Origin of the sequence: Streptomyces sp. NPDC059816 (genome assembly GCF_042732055.1) — a bacterium.
Lineage (GTDB): Bacteria > Actinomycetota > Actinomycetes > Streptomycetales > Streptomycetaceae > Streptomyces.
In genome coordinates this window covers 91,364-108,589 of record NZ_JBHWIQ010000018.1, presented here as the reverse complement: position 1 = coordinate 108,589, position 17,226 = coordinate 91,364, and the positions used below count along the sequence as shown (strand labels likewise).

Here is a 17,226-nt window from a genome sequence, read left to right as displayed (position 1 = left end):
CGGTCCGCCCACCGCCCGGCCCCGCACCGCCCGACCCTCACACGTCCGACACCGAGTCGAACGACACCTCGTCCCGCGCCACGCCCCGCGCGTCCGCGTCCACCGACCGCCGCAGCGCCTCGTGGAGCTTCGCCGGGGTCAACACCCCCAGGAACCGGGCCCCGTCGATGACCGCCACCCAGCCCGCGTCGTGCTGGAGCATCACCCCGAACGCCTGCTTCAACGGGGCGCCGATCGGCACCCAGGCGTTCATCCGGTGGGCCAGGTCCCCGACCGCGGCGCCGGGCTCCGCGAGCGCCAACTCGTCCGCGCCGACCCAGCCGTGCAGATCCCCGTCGGCGTCCAGCACCACGCCCCAACGGGCCCCCTCGCCCCGCAGCCGGCCCGCCGCCCGATCGGCCGCCTCCCCGGTGCGCACGACGACCGGCTGTTCCAGGTCGTCCGGTTCGATCGACGTCACCGACAACCGCTTCAACCCCCGGTCGGCCCCGACGAACTCGGCGACGTAGGGGGTGGCCGGCGTCCCGAGCACCGCGGCCGGGGTGTCGTACTGCTCGATGCGGCCCCGCCCGTACACCGCGATCCGGTCACCGAGACGGACCGCTTCCTCGATGTCGTGGGTCACCAACAGCACCGTCTTGCGCACCGCGGCCTGCATCCGGAGGAACTCGTCCTGCAACTGCTCCCGGACGACCGGGTCCACCGCGCCGAACGGCTCGTCCATCAGCAGCACCGGCGGGTCGGCGGCGAGCGCCCGGGCCACGCCCACCCGTTGCCGCTGCCCACCGGAGAGCTGGTCGGGGTAGCGGGCACCGTACGTCGCCGGGTCCAGCCCCACCAGCTCCAGCAGTTCCGCGGCCCGCGCCCGCGCCCGCGCCTTCTTCCAGCCGATCAGGGCGGGCACGGTCGCCGTGTTGTCGAGGACGGTCCGGTGCGGGAACAAGCCCACCTGCTGGATGACGTAGCCGATCCGGCGGCGCAGGTGCACGGGATCGACCGTGGCGACGTCCTCGCCGTCGACGAGGATGCGTCCCGTACTCGGTTCGATGAGCCGGTTGACCATCATCATCGTGGTCGTCTTGCCGCAGCCCGACGGCCCCACCAAGGTGACCAGTTCCCCCCGCGCCACCTCGAAGTCCAGGCCGTCCACCGCTGTCGTGCCGTCCGGGTAGCGCTTGCCGACCTGCTCGAACCGGATCATTCCCTCACGCTAGCCGGGGCCGCCGTCCCCCGCACACGCACGTCCGGGCCCGTCGGAGCCCACCAGCACCACGTCCAGGGTGCGCGGCCCGTGCACCCCCTCCACCCGGTCCAGCTCGATGTCGCTGGTCGCCGACGGTCCCGAGATCCAGGTCTGCGGCCGGGTCGGGTCCAGCCGGGCGACGGCCTGCGGCACCGAGCACACCACCTGGTCCGGAACCCGCACGACACAGATGTGGTGATCGGGGACCAGGGTGATCCGGCGGCGCCCCTGGTCCGGGCCGCCGTCCAGCACGAGCGTGCCCGTCTCGGCGATCGCCAGCGCGCACCCCGTGAGGACGCTGTCGACCCGGTCCAGCGCTGCGGCGGTGTCCTCGGCCCGGTCGGGCACGGGCTCCTGCACCGCCGCCGACAGCCAGTGCGGCGGCAGCCCCGCCGGTACCAGCACCCGCCGCGCGCCGCGCGCGTCCAACAGCCGGGCGATCAGCTCAGGCAGTCCGTCGGGGTCGGCCCGGTGGACGTGCGCGCGGTACTCCGTCAGATGCTCCGCCAGCAGTGCGGTGCGCTCCCGTTCGCTCCGCTCGCCGTGGGTCCGCAGATAGTCCCGGGGCAGCCTCGACGCGGACGTGGGCGCGGCGGGACCCTCCCCCCGGTCGTCCGCGAGGGCCCGACGCACCCGGCCCAGCACCCGTTCCCTGCTGTTCACGTCGTGGCCCCCCGGTCAGTGCTGCCCGTGGTGCCCGGCCCGGTGTCCCGGCCGCCCGAGGTGCGGCGCCACCAGTCGCGGAACGACTCCGGCGGGACCGGCGGCAGATCGCGGCCCGCCGTCCAGGCCCGGCCGGGGCCGGGCAACCTGCGGGGGTGCAGCCGCCGGGTGCGGGACGCGAGGCGTTGACCGGCGGCCAGGGCGGTCGGACGGGTGAAGGCCCAACGGGCCGCCCGCATTGCCGCCCGCTCGGCCGCGTGCCCCCGCGCCGGCCGCAGCACGACCCGGGTGCCCCGGCGCACCGCCGGCCCCCCTTCGACCACCCGTTCGCGCAGCCGGACCAGCACCTCCGGGATGTCGATGGCGACCGGGCAGACGTCGTAGCACGCCCCGCACAGGGACGATGCGAACGGCAGGGAGGCGTCGACCGCGCTGCCCGTTCCCCGTAGCTGGGGGCTGAGGATCGCACCGATCGGGCCCGGGTACACCGACCCGTACGCATGGCCGCCCGCCCGCTCGTACACCGGGCAGACGTTCAGGCACGCCGAACAACGGATGCAGCGCAGCGCCTGGCGGCCCACCTCGTCGGCGAGCGTGTCGGTGCGGCCGTTGTCGAGGAGCACCAGATGGAACGTGTGCGGTCCGTCCCCGTCGGACGTCCGCGCGGTGCCCGTCCACATCGACGTGTACGGGTTCATCCGCTCGGCCGTCGAGGAACGGGGGAGGGTCTGGAGGAACACCTCCAGGTCCCGCCAGGTCGGCACCACCTTCTCGATGCCGACCACGGAGATCAGGGTTTGCGGCAGGGTCAGGCACATCCTGCCGTTGCCCTCCGACTCGACCACGACCATCGTGCCGGTCTCGGCCACCATGAAGTTCGCCCCCGAGATCCCCACCCGGGCCCGTAGGAACTTCTCCCGCAGGTGCAGCCGCGCCGCCTCCGCCAGCTCGGCCGGCGCATCGGTCAACCCGTCCGGGGCGGGCCGCCCCCAGTCGCCCATCCGACGGGCGAACACGTCCCGGATCTCGCCCCGGTTCCGGTGGATCGCCGGGACCAGGATGTGGGAGGGCCGGTCGTCGCCGAGCTGGACGATCAGCTCCGCGAGATCCGTCTCGTACGCCCGGACGCCCTCGGCGGCCAGGGCCTCGTTCAGCCCGATCTCCTGGGTGGCCATCGACTTGACCTTCACCACCTCGCGGTGACCGGTCGCCGCCACCAGATCGGTGACGATCCGGTTCGCCTCGGCTGCGTCGGCCGCCCAGTGGACGGTCCCGCCGGCCGCCGTGACCGACTCCTCCAACTGCATCAGGTAGTGGTCCAGATGGCGCAGGGTTTGGTCCTTGATGCGCCGGCCCGCCTCCCGCAGCTGCGCCCAGTCGGACAGCTCGGCGACGGCGCGGGCCCGACGCTCGCGGATGGTACGGGTGGCGTGCCGGAGGTTGCGGCGCAGCGTGGCGTCCTGCACCGCCTCCCGCGCGGCCACCGGGAAGGCGGGCATGCCGACGAACGTGCCGCTCATGACGGGGTGCTCCCCTCGGTGCTGGCCAGGATCTGCGCGAGGTGCACGGGGCGCACCCGGGACCCGCGTCTGCTCAGGATGCCGCCGAGGTGGAGCAGACAGGAGTTGTCGGCGGCGCACAACACCCCGGCCCCCGTTCCCTCCGCGGCCCGCGCCTTGTCGGTGCCCATCGCCACCGACACGTCCGGGTTCTTCACGGCGAAGGTGCCGCCGAAGCCGCAGCACTCCTCGGCCCCCGGCAACTCCACGAGTTCGAGCCCCCGCACCGCCCGCAGCAGCCGGACGGGCCGGTCACCGAGCCGTAGCGAGCGCAACCCGTGGCACGTGGGGTGGTAGGTGACGGTGTGCGGGTAGTGGGCGCCGACGTCCGTCACGCCCAGCACGTCGATCAGGAACTCCGTCAACTCGTACGTCTTCGGCACGACCGCGGCCAGGGCCGTCGCCAAGCCGCCACCGCGGCCCTCCGCACGGGCCCGCTCACCGAGCCGCGGATACTGCTCCCGCACCATGGCGGCGCACGATCCCGAGGGGGTGACGACCGCGTCGTAGTCGTCGAACACGTCCGCGTAGCGCAGGGCCAGCGGTTCCGTGTCGCGCCGGTAGCCCGTGTTGTACTGCGGCTGTCCGCAACAGGTCTGGGCCAGGGGGAAGTCGACGTCCACCCCCAATCGGGACAGCAGGGCGACCACGGCCCGCCCGGTGCCCGGGAACAGCGTGTCGTTGACGCAGGTCAGGAACAGGGCGACTCGCATCGTGGGGTACGCCTCCTCGGTCGGCGACTGGGTCGCACCCTACGCGCCGCGGGCGGGCGGCGGGCGCGGCGAACACTGTGGTCAACTTGACGCACAATCCCACAAACCGAGCATCGCAGGAGTAGCCCCGTGCCGCTTTCGTACCGTCAGCCGGGCGTCGTCTTCACAGACCACCACTTCGGCGTCCCACTGGACCACGACCAGCCCGCGGGCGAGCAGATCGAACTGTTCGCCCGGGAGGCCGTGGCCCCGGGGCGCGACCCCGAGGGCCTGCCGTGGCTGGTCTACCTCCAGGGCGGCCCCGGGTTCGGCGCGAACCGTTTCGCCGGTGCCTCGGCCTGGCTGCCGCGCGCCCTGGAGGAGTTCCGGGTCCTGCTGCTCGACCAGCGGGGCACCGGCCGTTCGACGCCGGCCACCCGCCAGACGCTGCCCGCGCGCGGCGGGCCCCGGGAGCAGGCCGACTACCTGACCCGCTTCCGCTCGGACTCCATCGTCCGGGACTGCGAGGCGATCCGCCCGGTCCTGACCGGTGGCGCGCCCTGGACCGTGCTCGGCCAGAGCTTCGGGGGGTTCTGCGCCACCAGCTATCTGTCCACCGCCCCCGAGGGACTGTCGGCCGCCCTGATCACGGGTGGTCTGCCCTCCCTGGACGCCCATGCCGACGACGTCTACCGGGCCGCGTACCCGCGGATCTCCCGGAAGGTCGGCGGCCACTACCTCCGCTATCCGATGGACGTCGAGCGGGCCTGGCGGATCGCCGCTCACCTCGCCGAACACGAGGTCGTCACCGGCGGCGGCTACCGGCTGACGGTGGAGGCGTTCCAGTCCCTCGGCATCCTCCTCGGCGGCGGCGACGGCAGCCACCGTCTGCACTACCTCCTGGAGAACGCCTTCGTGCGCACCCCGTCGGGACCGGCCCTCGCGGACGCGTTCCTGGAGGAGGTGCACGCCCTCCTCTCGCACGCGGGACACCCGCTGTACGCGATGGTCCACGAGTCCATCTACGCCCAGGACCACCGGGCGACCGGCTGGTCGGCCGAGCGGGTCCGGGCGGAGTTCCCGGAGTTCGACGCGGCGAAGACGTTGGCCGGGAGCGGGCCGCTGCTGTTCACCGGGGAGACCGTCCACCCGTGGATGTTCACGGCGGACCCCGCCCTGCGCCCGCTGCGGGAGGCAGCCGACCTGCTGGCCGCACGCGCCGACTGGACGCCCCTCTACGACGCGGACGGCCTCGCCCGCAACGAGGTGCCGGTCGCCGCGGCCGTCTACCACGACGACATGTACGTCGACACGGCCCACTCGCTGGCCACCGCCCGGGCCGTGCGGGGGCTGCGCACCTGGGTCACCGACGAGTTCGAGCACGACGGGGTGCGCGTCGGGGGCGGTCGGGTCCTGGACCGGCTGCTGGCGTTGGTCCGCGACGAGGTCTGAAGCAGGAGCGCGGAGCCCGGGGCGTGCGCCGAGGCTGCGTACCGGGGTGGCCGCCCCGGGGACGTTCCTGCGGCGCGCGCCCCGGCTCGGGGTGCGCGTGGGGCCCAAATGACGTCTGTGTCCGCGCGGGGCGTGCGCCCCGGCGTACGGACCGGTGACGGTCGTGCCCGACGAGGCGTCAAATGCCCGCTGGGCAGCGGAGAGAGGGCCTTTCCGAGACCCGCCGGAACCCCTCCCGAGGACAAAACTGCTGGTCCAGACCACTTTAGCGCTGCGTTACGGGTAGGAAACGAAGCGTTCGGATTCGTGCTCGGGCGATCCTTTTCCCTCCAGAATGTCGCTCTAAAAGCACCGTTCACATGGGGGGCACACCATGCGCACCAGCTCCGCTCTACTCGCTGTCACCACCCTGTCCCTGGCGCTCGTCGCCTGCGGCACCGACACTTCGGGAGGTTCCGGCAGCAACCGGTCCAGCACCGCTGCCGACGCCGGCAGTTCCGCGCCCGCCAGCGCTTCCAAGCAGGCCCTGCCCAAGCCGGGCCCCGACGGCAGCTACGAACAGACCTGGAAGCGGCCCACCGCCGACACCACCTGTGACCAGTTCCGTCAGCAGATGACCTCCCCGGAACGCTGGGTGATGGCCGCCGAGATCCTCACCGACCAGCGCGAGGAGGGCGCCGCCGAGCCCGCGCGGCCCGATGTCACCCGCTTCGAGGCGGACCTCGGCGTGGCCTGTCAGGACGGAGCCGTCGCCGACAGCGTGATGACGGAGGTCGGCTCGACGCTCTACCGTCTGGACCCGAGCTACCAGTCCTGACGGTCGCCCGCCCGCTCGCACGGGTCGCCGGGCCGTCACCCGGCCGGGCCCGGTCCGTCACCGCGCCGGGCACCCCCCGGCGCGGGCAGGGGTGCGCGCTCTCGCCGACGATGCGCGATTGACAATCGGCTTTGCCGAACCTGCAATGAACACGTGACGGATGACGAGCAGGGTCCGGTCCCGGACGGGGACGACCGGGACCGGACCGACGAAGTGCTGGCAGCGGTGGGGCCCCGGTTGCGGGAACTCCGCAAGGAACGGGGGGTGACCCTCGCCGGTCTCTGCGCCCTCACCGGCATTTCGGTGAGCACCCTGTCCCGGCTGGAGTCCGGGCTGCGCAAGCCGAGCCTGGAGTTGCTGCTGCCGCTCGCCCGCGCCCATCAGGTCCCCCTCGACGAACTGGTCGGCGCCCCGCCCACCGGTGACCCCCGGATCAGGTCGAAGCCGATCCATCGGGGCGGCCGCACGCTGTTCCCGCTCACCCGCCAGCCCGGGGGCCTCCAGGCGTACAAGGTCATCGAACCCGCGCGCCTGGCCGAGCCCCCCGACCCCCGGGTCCACGAGGGCTACGAATGGCTGTACGTGCTGGCCGGCCGGCTGCGGCTGGTCCTCGGCGAACACGACATCGTGCTCGCCGCGGGGGAGGCGGCGGAATTCGACACCCGGGTGCCGCACTGGTTCGGCTCCACCGGAGAGGGCGCGGTCGAGTACCTGAGCCTCTTCGGCCCGCAGGGCGAGCGGATGCACGTACGCGCCCGTCCGAGCCGCGCCGGGGGCGACGGCCGGGCGCCCGGCTGATCCGCCGCCCCCGGCGACCCGCAGTCCGGGCGGGGCGACGCGCTCCGTCCCTCGCTGTGAGGTCCCCCACACCACCGTCCCCGCCACCCGGTGCGGCCCCGCCGCACCGGGCGAACGTCCGTGCGCCCGCGGAGGGATGCCCCTCGCTCGGTGACCGTTACCTCATGCATAATGCACAATTGCGAATCACTCGCAATAACTTTTGATCATCAAAGAATCACCAGGATGCTAGGGGTGGAGCGGCATGAGGGCCCGATCGATACGTGGCGCGGGCATCGTGGCGGCGGCGACCGCCGTCGCGGTGACCGCGACGGCCTGCTCGGCCCCCGGCGGCGAGGACGGGTCCGCGGGCGACTCCGCCGTCGTCGGCATCGCCTACGAGCCCGAGAGCCTGAGCCCACTGCTCGGCTTCGGCAAGGACGGCAACTCGAAGATCTTCGACGGGCTGCTCACCCACGACGCCGAGATGAACCTGCGGCCCGCGCTCGCCGCCGAACTGCCGAAGGTCAGCGACGGCGGCCTGACCTACACCTACCGACTGCGCGACGGCGTGAAGTTCAGCGACGGCAAGCCCTTCACGGCCGAGGACGTCGTCTTCACCTACCGCACCATCCTCGACCCGAAGACGAACAACGCGTCCAAGGGCGAACTCGACGCGCTGAAGACGGTCGAGGCCGAGGGCGAGGACACGGTCGTCTTCCGGCTGAAGTACCCGTACGCCCCCTTCGCCGAGCGGACCGTCCTGCCCATCGCCCCCGAGCACGTCGCGGGCCGCCAGGACGTCAACAGCGGCCCCTTCACCACCAAGCCCGTCGGGACCGGCCCCTACCAGCTCGTCACCTGGTCCAAGGGCGAGAAGATCTCCTTCAAGGCCAACCCCGGCTACTGGGGCGACGCGCCGAAGGTCAAGAACTTCACCATGGCCGTCATCAAGGACGACGACGTGCGCGCCACCCGGCTGCGCTCCGGCGACCTCGACGGCGCCATCCTCCCGCCGAACCTCGCCGAGACCTTCGCCAAGGACGAGGACCGCAAGACGCACGCGGCCAAGACCTTCGACTACCGCGTCGTCACCCTGCCCACCGGCAACGAGGTCACCGGCGACACCGCGATCCGACGCGCCCTCGACATCGCCGTCGACCGCGGCGCGATGGTCGAATCGATCCTCAACGGCGCCGGCAAGGAGGCGTACGGCCCCGTCCCCACCGACAGCGAGTGGTTCACCGAAGGCACCGAACGCACCCACGACCTCGACCGGGCCAAGAAGCTCCTCGACGCCGCGGGCTGGAAGGCCGGCGGCGACGGCGTGCGCAAGAAGGACGGCGTCCGCGCCTCCTTCCCGCTCTGGTACGTCTCCGGCGACAAGCTCCGCCAGGACCACGCCCTCGCCTACGCCTCCGACGCCAAGAAGGCGGGCATCGAGATCAAGGTGCAGGCCGGCACCTGGGAGGTCATCGAGCCCCGGATGCCCGAGGACGCCGTCCTCGCCGGCGGCGGCTCCCCGGCCGACCCGGACTTCGACCAGTACACCCTCCTCAAGTCCGACCTCGCGGGCGACGGCTTCAACAACATGGCCTGGTACGACAACCCCGCCGTCGACAAGGCCCTCGACGACGCCCGCCGCAGCGGCGACCGGACGGTGCGGGGCGCCGCGTACGACACCGTCCAGCGCGAACTGGTGAAGAACCCCGGCTACACCTTCCTCACCCACATCGACCACCTGTACGTCGTCGAGGACCGCTTCGGCTCCCTCACCACCCAGATCGAGCCGCACGACCACGGCCTCGCTTCCGGACCCTGGTGGAACGTCGAGGACTGGCAGCCCCAGCAGTGACCGAGGCCACCGACGGCAGCCCCCGCACCGGGCGGGGGCTGCCCTGGGGGCCCATGGCACGGCTCGCGGGACGGCGCGTCCTCTTCGGCGTGCCGATCCTCTTCGCCGTCACCTTCGGCGTCTTCGCCATCGCCGCGGCCTCACCCTTCGACCCGGTCAAGGCGTACGCCGGCACCGCCGGACTCACCGCCTCGCAGGAGAACCTCGACCAACTCCGGGCCAACCTCGGCGCGGACCAGCCCCTCACCGCCCGCTGGTGGGACTGGGTCACCGGCGCCCTCACCGGGGACCTCGGCGACTCCGCCGTGATGCGGCAACCCGTCGCCGACGTGATCACCGAACGCATCGGCTGGTCCGTCCTGCTCGCCGCCACCGCCTTCGCCCTCGCGATCCTGCTGGGCACCCTGGTGGGGGTCCTCGCAGCACGTCGGCGCGGCGGAATCGTCGACCGGGTCGTCACCTCCCTCGCGTACACCCTGGAAGCCGCCCCGCCGTTCTGGCTCGGCCTCCTCGCGATCTGGCTGTTCTCCCTGAAACTCGGCGCGCTCCCCGCCGGCGGCCTCACCGACACCGGGAGCAACGTCATCACCGCCGGACAGGTCACGAACCATCTGATCCTGCCCGCACTGGTCCTCGCCGTCTCCCAACTCCCGTGGTTCGCCCTCTACGTCCGCCAAGGCGTGGGCGACGCCCTCGACGAGGACCCCGTGCGCGGCGCCCGCGCCCGCGGACTCGCGCCCAGGACCGTACTCGTCGGGCACGCCCTGCGCTCGGGCATGCTGCCCGTCCTCACCCTCGTGGGCTCGCGGGTCCCCGAACTCATCACCGGCGCCCTGCTCGTCGAGACCGTCTTCAGCTGGCCCGGCATCGCCGCCGCCACCGTCGAAGCCGCGACCTCCGTCGACTTCCCGCTGCTCGCCGCGCTCACCGTCCTCGCCACCGCCGCCGTGCTCCTCGGCAACCTCCTCGCCGACCTGCTGTACGGCCTCGCCGACCCGAGAGTGGGCTTCGATGGCTGACACCGCACACCCGCCCGCCACCCACCACGACGGCCCGGGCCCCGAAGCCCCGACCTGGCGGTCCCGGGGCGGCACCCGACGCTCCACCCGCACCTGGCGACTGTGGTCCTCGGCCGTCATCGTCACCGCCGTCGTCCTCGCGGTCCTCGTCGTGCCGCCGCTCGTCCAACTCGACGAACAGGCCGTGAACCTCGCGGCCAAGCTCCAGCCGCCGTCCTGGGAACACCCCTTCGGAACCGACGACGTGGGCCGGGACCTGCTGCTGCGCTGCCTGTACGGACTGCGGGTCTCCCTGCTCGTCGGTCTGGTCGCCGCCCTCGTCGCCACCGTCATCGGCACCGCAGTGGGCACCGCCGCGGCCGTCTTCGGCGGCTGGGTCGACCGGCTCGTGATGCGGCTGGTGGACGCCTTCGCGTCCGTCCCGCACCTGCTGCTCGGCATCTTCATCGTCGCGATGTTCCGCCCCGGAGTGTGGCCCGTCGTCTTCTCCGTCGCCCTCACCCACTGGCTGTCCACCGCCCGGATCGTCCGCGCCGAAGTGCTGTCCCTGCGCTCCCGGCCGTACATCGACGCCGCCGTCTCCGGCGGCGCCTCACGCCGTCGGGTCGCCGTGCGCCACCTGCTGCCGGGGGTCCTGCCCCAGGCCGGCCTCGCCGCCGTCCTCATGGTGCCGCACGCCATCTGGCACGAGTCGGCGCTCTCCTTCCTCGGCCTGGGCCTGCCCACCCACCAGGCCAGCCTGGGCACCCTCGTCCAGACCGCCCGCGGCTCCCTCCTCGCCGGCGACTGGTGGCCCACCCTCTTCCCCGGGCTCTTCATCATCGTCCCCACCCTCGCCATCGCCGGGCTCGCCGGAGTCTGGCGCGAACGCCTCAACCCCCGACGTCGATCGGAGCTGATGTTGTGAGCAGCACGGCGAAGGGCCCGCAGTCCACGGCCGGCACAGCCACCACCGGGGCGCCGCTGCTCGCGGTGCGCGGACTGTCCGTCCGCTTCCGCATGCGGGGCGGCAGCCAAGTGAGTGCCGTCAGCGACGCCGACTTCGACCTCCGGCGCGGCGAGTGCCTGGCCCTCGTCGGCGAAAGCGGCTGCGGCAAGTCCGTGCTGGCCTCCGCCCTCCTCGGGCTCCTGCCGGCCAACGCCCAGACCGCGGGCACCGCCGTCCTCGACGGGGACGTCGACCTGCTCGCCGCGGACGAGGCCACCCTCGCCCGCCGGGTCCGCGGTCGCCGCGTCGCACTGGTCCCCCAGAGCCCCGCAGCGCACCTCACCCCGGTCCGCACGGTCCGCTCCCAACTGGAGGAGACGCTCCGCGAGGTCACCGGCACCCCGCGGTCCTCGCTGCGCGCCGCCGCCCGGGCCGCCGCCGTCCGCGCGGCCTTCCCGGAGGACCACCTCGACCGCTACCCGCACGAACTCTCCGGCGGTCTCGCCCAGCGCGCCGCCACCGCCCTCGCCCTGGTCGGCGACGCCCCGCTGCTGCTCGCCGACGAACCCACCACCGGCCTCGACCGCGACCTGGTGGACCGCACCGTCGACGAACTGCGCCGCCACATCGGCGACGAACGGGCCCTGCTCCTCATCACCCATGACCTCGCCGCCGCCCAACGCATCGCCAACCGGGTCGCCGTGATGTACGCGGGCCGCATCGTGGAGATCGCCCCGGCACCCGACTTCTTCGGGGCACCCGGTCCGCGCCACCCCTACGCCCACGGGCTCCTCGACGCCCTGCCCGAGCGGGCGTTCACCCCCATCCCCGGGATGCCGCCGGAGCTCACCGCCCTGCCCGACGGCTGTGCCTTCGCGGCCCGCTGCGACCGGGCCGCCGACCGCTGCGGCGCCCGCCCCGCGTTCGACGGGGTCGCCTGCCACCACCCCCTGCCCCTACGGGCCGCCGCCGTGGAGGTACCCGGTGCTTGAACTCCGTTCCGTCGTCGCCGGGTACGACCGGCGCGCACCGGTCGTCCGGGGAGTGACCCTGCACGTCGCCCCCGGCGAGTCGATCGGCCTGCTCGGCCCGAGCGGCTGCGGCAAGTCCACCCTCGCCCGGGTCGCCGCCCTGCTGCACCGCCCCTACGCAGGCCGGGTGACACTCGAAGGCGAGCCGGTACGGGGCTGGCGGCACGGGGCCCCGCGCTCCCAACGCACCGCGATCGGCGTGGTCTTCCAACAGCCGAGGCTCGCGGCGGACCCCCGCCTGACCCTCGCCGACCTCGTTGCCGAACCGCTGCGCGCCACCGGCCGCGCCGCCGAGGTCGCCGACCGGATCGCCGAACTGGCCCGGACCGTGGGCCTCGGCCCGGACCTCCTCGGCCGCCGACCGCACGAGGTCAGCGACGGCCAGTTGCAGCGGGCCTGTCTCGCCCGGGCCCTCGTCCTGCGGCCCCGCCTGCTGATCGCCGACGAGATGACCGCCATGCTCGACGCCTCCACCACCGCAGCCCTGGTCGCCGTGGTCGAGCAGTACCGGGCCGAGTCGGGCGCCGCACTGCTGGCCGTGGGCCACGACCGCGTCCTGCTGGAACGCTGGTGCGAGCGCACCGTCACCTGGTCGGCGCTGACCCACGAGGAGCAGCGGCCCGCACCGCCCCGACCGCACGGGTGACCGGTGCGTCCCCCGTCAGGAGGACGCACGCTGCCCGGACGGGGGACCACGGCCCCGTGACCCGGTCACGGGGGCCGCCGCGGGGCCAGGATGCGGGTCATGCCCACACCTCGATTCCGCGCCCTGACCCGCTACGTCCTGCCCGCCGTCCTCACGGTGCAGGCCGTCCTGTTCACCGGCCCGGCCGCCCACGCCCACCAGCCCGTGGCCTGTGCGCCCACCGCCTGCGGCTCCGTCGTCATCGCACCGCTCTCCGCCGAACCGGCGAGCCCGGGGCCCTGCGCCAGCCCGGAGCCCGTCGTCTGTCAGATCCGTGCGCAGACCCCCGAGGCACGGGTGGCGTCCCGGGACGTCCGGATGCGCTACCACGGGCTCCTCGCGGACATGGACCGCGAGGAGTGCGCGATGCGGGCACGGGGCGCCTCGGAGGAGGAGATCGCCCGGCGGATGGTCGACCTGCGCAACGAAGCCAAGGAGATCACCCGCGCGGGCATGTCCCCGGAGCAGGTGCGGCGACTGGAGGAGCGGAACATCGCCAAGTACGGCAACCCGCTCGGCCCGACCGCGGACCAGCTGTACGCCAAGTACGGCTCCTGGGAGGAGGTCACCGAGGCCGCGACCCGGACGAGCGAGGCCGTCGACCAGGAACTCGGCCTGGAGTACCGGCCGTGTCCCTGCGCGTCGGCCCCAGCGGCTGTTTGACCCGCCCGAACCGGATCAGCTGCGGACCGCGTACACGATCAGGTTGTCCACCGGATGGCCCTCGGCGTCGAACGCACCGTCGCAGGTGACGAGCCGTAGGGCCCGTTCCGCGGTGGAGCCGTAGACCTTCTGGGTGGGGAACTCCTTCTTGCTCACCGTCTCCGTGCCGGTGACCCGGAAGTGGGTGTTCGCACCCGCGGCGTTGCGCACGCTGATCCGGGCGCCCTTGCGGATGTCCTTGAGGTCCTTGAACACGGCGGGTCCGTGCCGGGTGGCGTTGTGCCCGATGATCACTGCGGGGCCGGGCGCACCGGGCACGGGCCGACCCGTGTACCAGCTGGCCGTCATCCCCTGGTCCGCCGGGGGCACTTCGACGGTGCCGTCCTCGTTCAGCCCCAGGGGCATCAGCTCACTGGAGATGCCGAGGGACGGGACGGACACCCGGGTGGGGGCGGCGGGCTGCGACGCCGTGCCGTCGGACGGGGAGCCGTCCGGCCGGTCGGCGCCGGCGTCCGCGGCGGAGGAGGTGGGGGCGGAGTCCGCACCCCGACCGGACGCTGCCGATGCGGGGGTGTCGGAGCCGCCGCAACCGGTGACGAGACCGGCCGTGGTGAGGGCGAGCAGGGCCATGCCCAGGGCGGTGGAACGCGGGTGCGAGATCACGGAGGTCCTGACGGGGGCTGCGGATGAGGAGACCGGCGCCCGGCCGGGCCGGGCGCCGTACGGGCCGAACACCGGAGGTGGCGCCACCCGTGGGTCGGGCGGCGCCACCGGTGGATCAGACGGTCGGGCGCGCCGCCGTCACCCGGCGTCGCACGACGACCGCTCCGGCGCCCGCGAGCAGCACCAGACCGGCCGCGGAACCGATGAGCGCGGGGGAGCCGCTCTGCTCGACGGGGCGTTCGCCCGCGGCGACCCCGCCCCGCGGCGTGACGGCCCGGTCGCCCTCGGCGAGGGACACCTTCGGGATCTCACGGGAGGGAGGGGTGGGCGACGGGGTCGCCGTACCGGCCGCGACGCCACCGCGCGCAGTGGCGGGCGCCGGGGAATCCTTCGGGGTCAGGACCATGGCGCCGCGGGGCTTCTCGGGGGAGTCCGAGGCGACGGCGGCGGTCGGGGCGAGCACAGCGCCGACCGCGACGCTCAGCAGCGCGGCCCGACGCAGGATGGTGCGGTGGGACATGAACGGGTCTCCGTTTCAGCCGGGATGGGTACCCGGCGGGGAACCGGTCACGACCGGCCCCGCCGGGCCTGTCCGCACAGGCTCGCCCGGCCGTGTGAAGAACCTGTCAGATCACTGTGCGGATCGGATCAGCCCTGCCGGTCGCCCGCCGGCTCCGACACGGAACCCCGGGCCGGAATGCGCAGGGTGAACACCGAACCGACGTCCACCGTGCTCGACACGCTCACCGTTCCCCCGTGCGCCTCGGTGAGCCGTCGCACGATCGAGAGGCCCAACCCGCTTCCACCCGTCCGGCGGTTACGGGACTTCTCGGCGCGCCAGAACCGGTCGAAGACGTACGGCAGTTGCTCCGCGGTGAGGCCCTCCCCGGTGTCGCTGACCTCCAACACCAGATCCCCTTCCGGCTCGCTCCGCGCCGCGCGCACGGTCACCTCCCCGCCCGACGGAGTGTGCCGGATCGCATTGGTGACGAGATTGCCCACGGCCTGCCGCAGCCGCACCGGGTCGACCACCGGATCGTCCGGACCACCACCCTCCGCCGGCCCGGTGGACGCGCTCACGGTCAGGGTGACCCCCGCGGCGTCCGCCCGGGCCTGGTGCGCCGCTGCGACCTGGACCAGCAACTCCGTGACGGGCACCGGTTCCGGATACAGCCGCAGCGCCCCCGCATCGGCCTCCGCGAGGTCCTGGAGGTCGTCGATGATGTGCTGGAGCTGCACCGCCTCCTCCAGCAGCGAGGAGACGAGCGCCTTGTCCAGCTCGGCGACCCCGTCCTGAGCGCCCTCCAACCACCCCCGGATGTTGCTCAACGGGGTCCGCAACTCGTGCGCGACGTCGCTGACCATCACCTTGCGCTGCTCCTCCAGCCGGGTGCGGTGCGCCGCCATGTCGTTGAACGCCGCCGCGAGTCGTCCTATCTCGCTGTCCGCGGGCACCGGAACCGGCGTCCACCGGTCGCCGCCCGAACCGTCCTTCATCCGTTGCGCCGCACCCGTCAACGCGTGCAGCGGACGCACCAGCCGCGTGCCCGCCACCACCGACACCCCGACGGTGAGGGCCAGGACGAGGGCGGCGGCACCCGCGATCTTCGCCGTGTTGTCCGGCGACAGCTCGAACTTCGACGGGGTCCCCCCGTCCCGGTCCGTGATGAACAGCAACGCCTCGGGAGCCACATGGGAGGACAGCTGCTCGCCCCGGGCCTGGTGCAGGCACAGGCCGATCGTCCGGTGGTCCAGTGAGGTGCGTGCCTTGCTCGGGTTCGGCGTGTCCGACCAGGTCAGGTCGAGGCCGACGTCCACCCGTGGCTGTCTCCGCCGGTCGAGACAGGCGTTGGTGAGGTCGTTGAGCGTGTCGAGCGCCGTGCGTTCGGACGCGGTCGGGGCGCTGAGGGCTCCCGTGTCGCACTCCCGGCCGTCGTCCAGGAACATCTGGTCCGACGTGTCCGTGCGCGCGGTGCGTTCCAGCCGCGGCCGTCCACTGGGGCCGGTGACGAGGGTGACGGTCAGCCCGCGCGCGGCGTAACACTGGGCCTGACGCTCGGCGAGCACCCGCAGCCGGGTCCGGTCCGCCGTGGAGAGACGGAAGGGGCCGACGGCCCGGGGGTCGATCCGGTCGACCCCCGATTCGTCCGCGGAGCGGGACGAGGGCACCACCGGACCGCGCACCCCGCCGTTCGGCTTCGGCCGTTCCTCCGGCGGCTCCGGGGCGAGGTCCACCTTCGGCGTTCTGCCCGGCACCACGGCTTGCGGGGGTGCCGGTTCGGGGCGCACCTTCGTGGGCCGGGGCGTCTGGGGGGCGATGGTCTTCCGGGTCGTCAGGTCTTCGGTCGACTCCCCGCCGGCGAGCGCCGACAGTGCGGTGTCCACGGCCAACGGGTTGACGGTCACGGACGCCTGCGGCGGCAGGGTCGGGCGCGCGGCCTGGGGGCTGGAGTCCGCGAACGGGGTGCGATCGCCGTCGGTGAGGGTGATCCGGCGGCCGGTCCGCTGCGCCAGGTCGTCCACGGTGCCTTGGACGTCGTCCCAGTTGGGGTGGGTCGCCGCGTAGTCGAGCAGGGTGTTGTAGACACGGGTGTCGTCGGCGAGCAACTGCCCCTGTTCCTTCTTGATCGCACCCGAGGTGGTCTGCACGGCCAGCCATGCCGTCGCCGCCACCGAACACGCGGCCACCAGCGCCGACACGGCGAGGAACCGTCCCAGCAGGCTCTTGCGCAGCGGCAGCCGCCGGGGTCGCCCCGCCGCGCGGGGCGTGCGGCCCGGTTGCGGGGGCGCGGTGCTACCCACGGTGCCCGCTCCGGGGGCCACCGCGGCCCCGCTCCGGGTCGGTGAGCTTGTAGCCCACCCCGAAGACGGTGAGCAACCGCACCGGGCGCCGCGGAGAGCGTTCGATCTTCTTGCGGAGGTTCATCACATGGACGTCCACGGTGCGGGTGCTGATGTAGCGGTCGAAGCCATGGAGTTCCTCCAGGAGCCGCTGTCGGCTGAACACCCGGTCGGGTTCGGCGGCCATCGCGGCGAGCAACCGGAACTCCCCGGGCGTGCACTCGACCGCGACGCCGTCGATGCTCACCTCGTGGCGACCGGGATCGACGGTGAGCGCCCCCACCCTCAGCGGGGGTTCCGGCTCCGGCGGCGGCGCGGCCCCGGCCCCCTGCCGGGGC

17 protein-coding genes are annotated in these 17,226 nt (G+C 73.4%); 9 read left to right on the top strand and 8 right to left on the bottom strand.

From position 1 onward, the window contains the following. Positions 1-37 precede the first annotated feature (37 nt). From ACFV88_RS23595 to ACFV88_RS23580, 4 genes are read right to left on the bottom strand one after another with little or no spacing between them, the layout of a single operon-like run. Positions 38-1,201, bottom strand: coding sequence for an ABC transporter ATP-binding protein (locus tag ACFV88_RS23595; RefSeq protein WP_385493781.1), 1,164 nt, complete (start codon positions 1,199-1,201; stop codon positions 38-40). Positions 1,202-1,210: 9 nt separating this feature from the next. After that, positions 1,211-1,906: a lactate utilization protein C gene (locus tag ACFV88_RS23590; protein ID WP_385493780.1), complete on the bottom strand. Its 696-nt coding sequence runs from the start codon at positions 1,904-1,906 to the stop codon at positions 1,211-1,213. Continuing rightward, the gene (locus tag ACFV88_RS23585; protein ID WP_385493779.1) at positions 1,903-3,426 is read right to left on the bottom strand and encodes a lactate utilization protein B; all 1,524 of its coding nucleotides are present in this window, start codon (positions 3,424-3,426) and stop codon (positions 1,903-1,905) included. Before ACFV88_RS23585 ends, ACFV88_RS23590 begins: the two co-directional genes overlap by 4 nt. Further along, positions 3,423-4,178, bottom strand: a complete 756-nt coding sequence (locus tag ACFV88_RS23580) for a (Fe-S)-binding protein (protein ID WP_385493777.1) — start codon at positions 4,176-4,178, stop codon at positions 3,423-3,425. Before ACFV88_RS23580 ends, ACFV88_RS23585 begins: the two co-directional genes overlap by 4 nt. A gap of 129 nt (positions 4,179-4,307) precedes the next feature. On the opposite strand from ACFV88_RS23580, the gene ACFV88_RS23575 reads away from it, so the two are divergent. The 9 genes from ACFV88_RS23575 to ACFV88_RS23535 all read left to right on the top strand — a co-directional run bounded on the left by ACFV88_RS23575 (position 4,308) and on the right by ACFV88_RS23535 (position 13,384). Next, positions 4,308-5,609, top strand: coding sequence for an alpha/beta fold hydrolase (locus ACFV88_RS23575; RefSeq protein ID WP_385493775.1), 1,302 nt, complete (start codon positions 4,308-4,310; stop codon positions 5,607-5,609). A gap of 373 nt (positions 5,610-5,982) precedes the next feature. Further along, on the top strand, positions 5,983-6,426 hold the full coding sequence (locus tag ACFV88_RS23570; protein ID WP_385493774.1) for a hypothetical protein: 444 nt from the start codon (positions 5,983-5,985) through the stop codon (positions 6,424-6,426). 153 nt (positions 6,427-6,579) lie between these two features. Next, positions 6,580-7,224 carry a helix-turn-helix domain-containing protein gene (locus tag ACFV88_RS23565; protein ID WP_385493773.1) on the top strand — a complete coding sequence of 215 codons (645 nt, stop codon included), beginning with the start codon at positions 6,580-6,582 and terminating at the stop codon, positions 7,222-7,224. A 244-nt stretch (positions 7,225-7,468) separates the two neighbouring features. Beyond that, complete coding sequence (locus ACFV88_RS23560) at positions 7,469-9,058, top strand: ABC transporter substrate-binding protein (protein ID WP_385493771.1); 1,590 nt, start codon at positions 7,469-7,471, stop codon at positions 9,056-9,058. A gap of 53 nt (positions 9,059-9,111) precedes the next feature. Further along, positions 9,112-10,077 (top strand): ABC transporter permease, encoded by a 966-nt coding sequence (locus ACFV88_RS23555; RefSeq protein WP_385493892.1) that lies wholly within the window; start codon positions 9,112-9,114, stop codon positions 10,075-10,077. Further along, positions 10,070-10,984 carry an ABC transporter permease gene (locus ACFV88_RS23550; protein ID WP_385493770.1) on the top strand — a complete coding sequence of 305 codons (915 nt, stop codon included), beginning with the start codon at positions 10,070-10,072 and terminating at the stop codon, positions 10,982-10,984. Before ACFV88_RS23555 ends, ACFV88_RS23550 begins: the two co-directional genes overlap by 8 nt. Before the next feature lie 92 nt (positions 10,985-11,076). Beyond that, a complete protein-coding gene (locus tag ACFV88_RS23545) occupies positions 11,077-11,997 on the top strand; it encodes an ABC transporter ATP-binding protein (RefSeq protein WP_385493891.1) in 921 nt (306 codons plus the stop codon). Beyond that, the gene (locus ACFV88_RS23540) at positions 11,990-12,682 is read left to right on the top strand and encodes an ABC transporter ATP-binding protein (RefSeq protein WP_385493769.1); all 693 of its coding nucleotides are present in this window, start codon (positions 11,990-11,992) and stop codon (positions 12,680-12,682) included. The genes ACFV88_RS23545 and ACFV88_RS23540 overlap by 8 nt, the downstream gene beginning before the upstream one ends. Positions 12,683-12,781: 99 nt before the next feature. Beyond that, positions 12,782-13,384 (top strand): hypothetical protein, encoded by a 603-nt coding sequence (locus ACFV88_RS23535; RefSeq protein WP_385493768.1) that lies wholly within the window; start codon positions 12,782-12,784, stop codon positions 13,382-13,384. A gap of 15 nt (positions 13,385-13,399) precedes the next feature. Here ACFV88_RS23535 and ACFV88_RS23530 read toward each other — a convergent pair whose 3' ends face one another. From ACFV88_RS23530 to ACFV88_RS23515, 4 genes are all read right to left on the bottom strand, one after another. Beyond that, complete coding sequence (locus ACFV88_RS23530; RefSeq protein WP_385493890.1) at positions 13,400-14,014, bottom strand: class F sortase; 615 nt, start codon at positions 14,012-14,014, stop codon at positions 13,400-13,402. Positions 14,015-14,162: 148 nt separating this feature from the next. Then, positions 14,163-14,567, bottom strand: a complete 405-nt coding sequence (locus ACFV88_RS23525) for a hypothetical protein (RefSeq protein WP_385493767.1) — start codon at positions 14,565-14,567, stop codon at positions 14,163-14,165. A gap of 128 nt (positions 14,568-14,695) precedes the next feature. Then, positions 14,696-16,849 (bottom strand): sensor histidine kinase, encoded by a 2,154-nt coding sequence (locus ACFV88_RS23520; protein ID WP_385493765.1) that lies wholly within the window; start codon positions 16,847-16,849, stop codon positions 14,696-14,698. Further along, the coding region (locus ACFV88_RS23515; protein WP_385493764.1) for a winged helix-turn-helix domain-containing protein at positions 16,842-17,226 on the bottom strand (385 nt) is incomplete at its 5' end. The genes ACFV88_RS23515 and ACFV88_RS23520, both read right to left, overlap by 8 nt.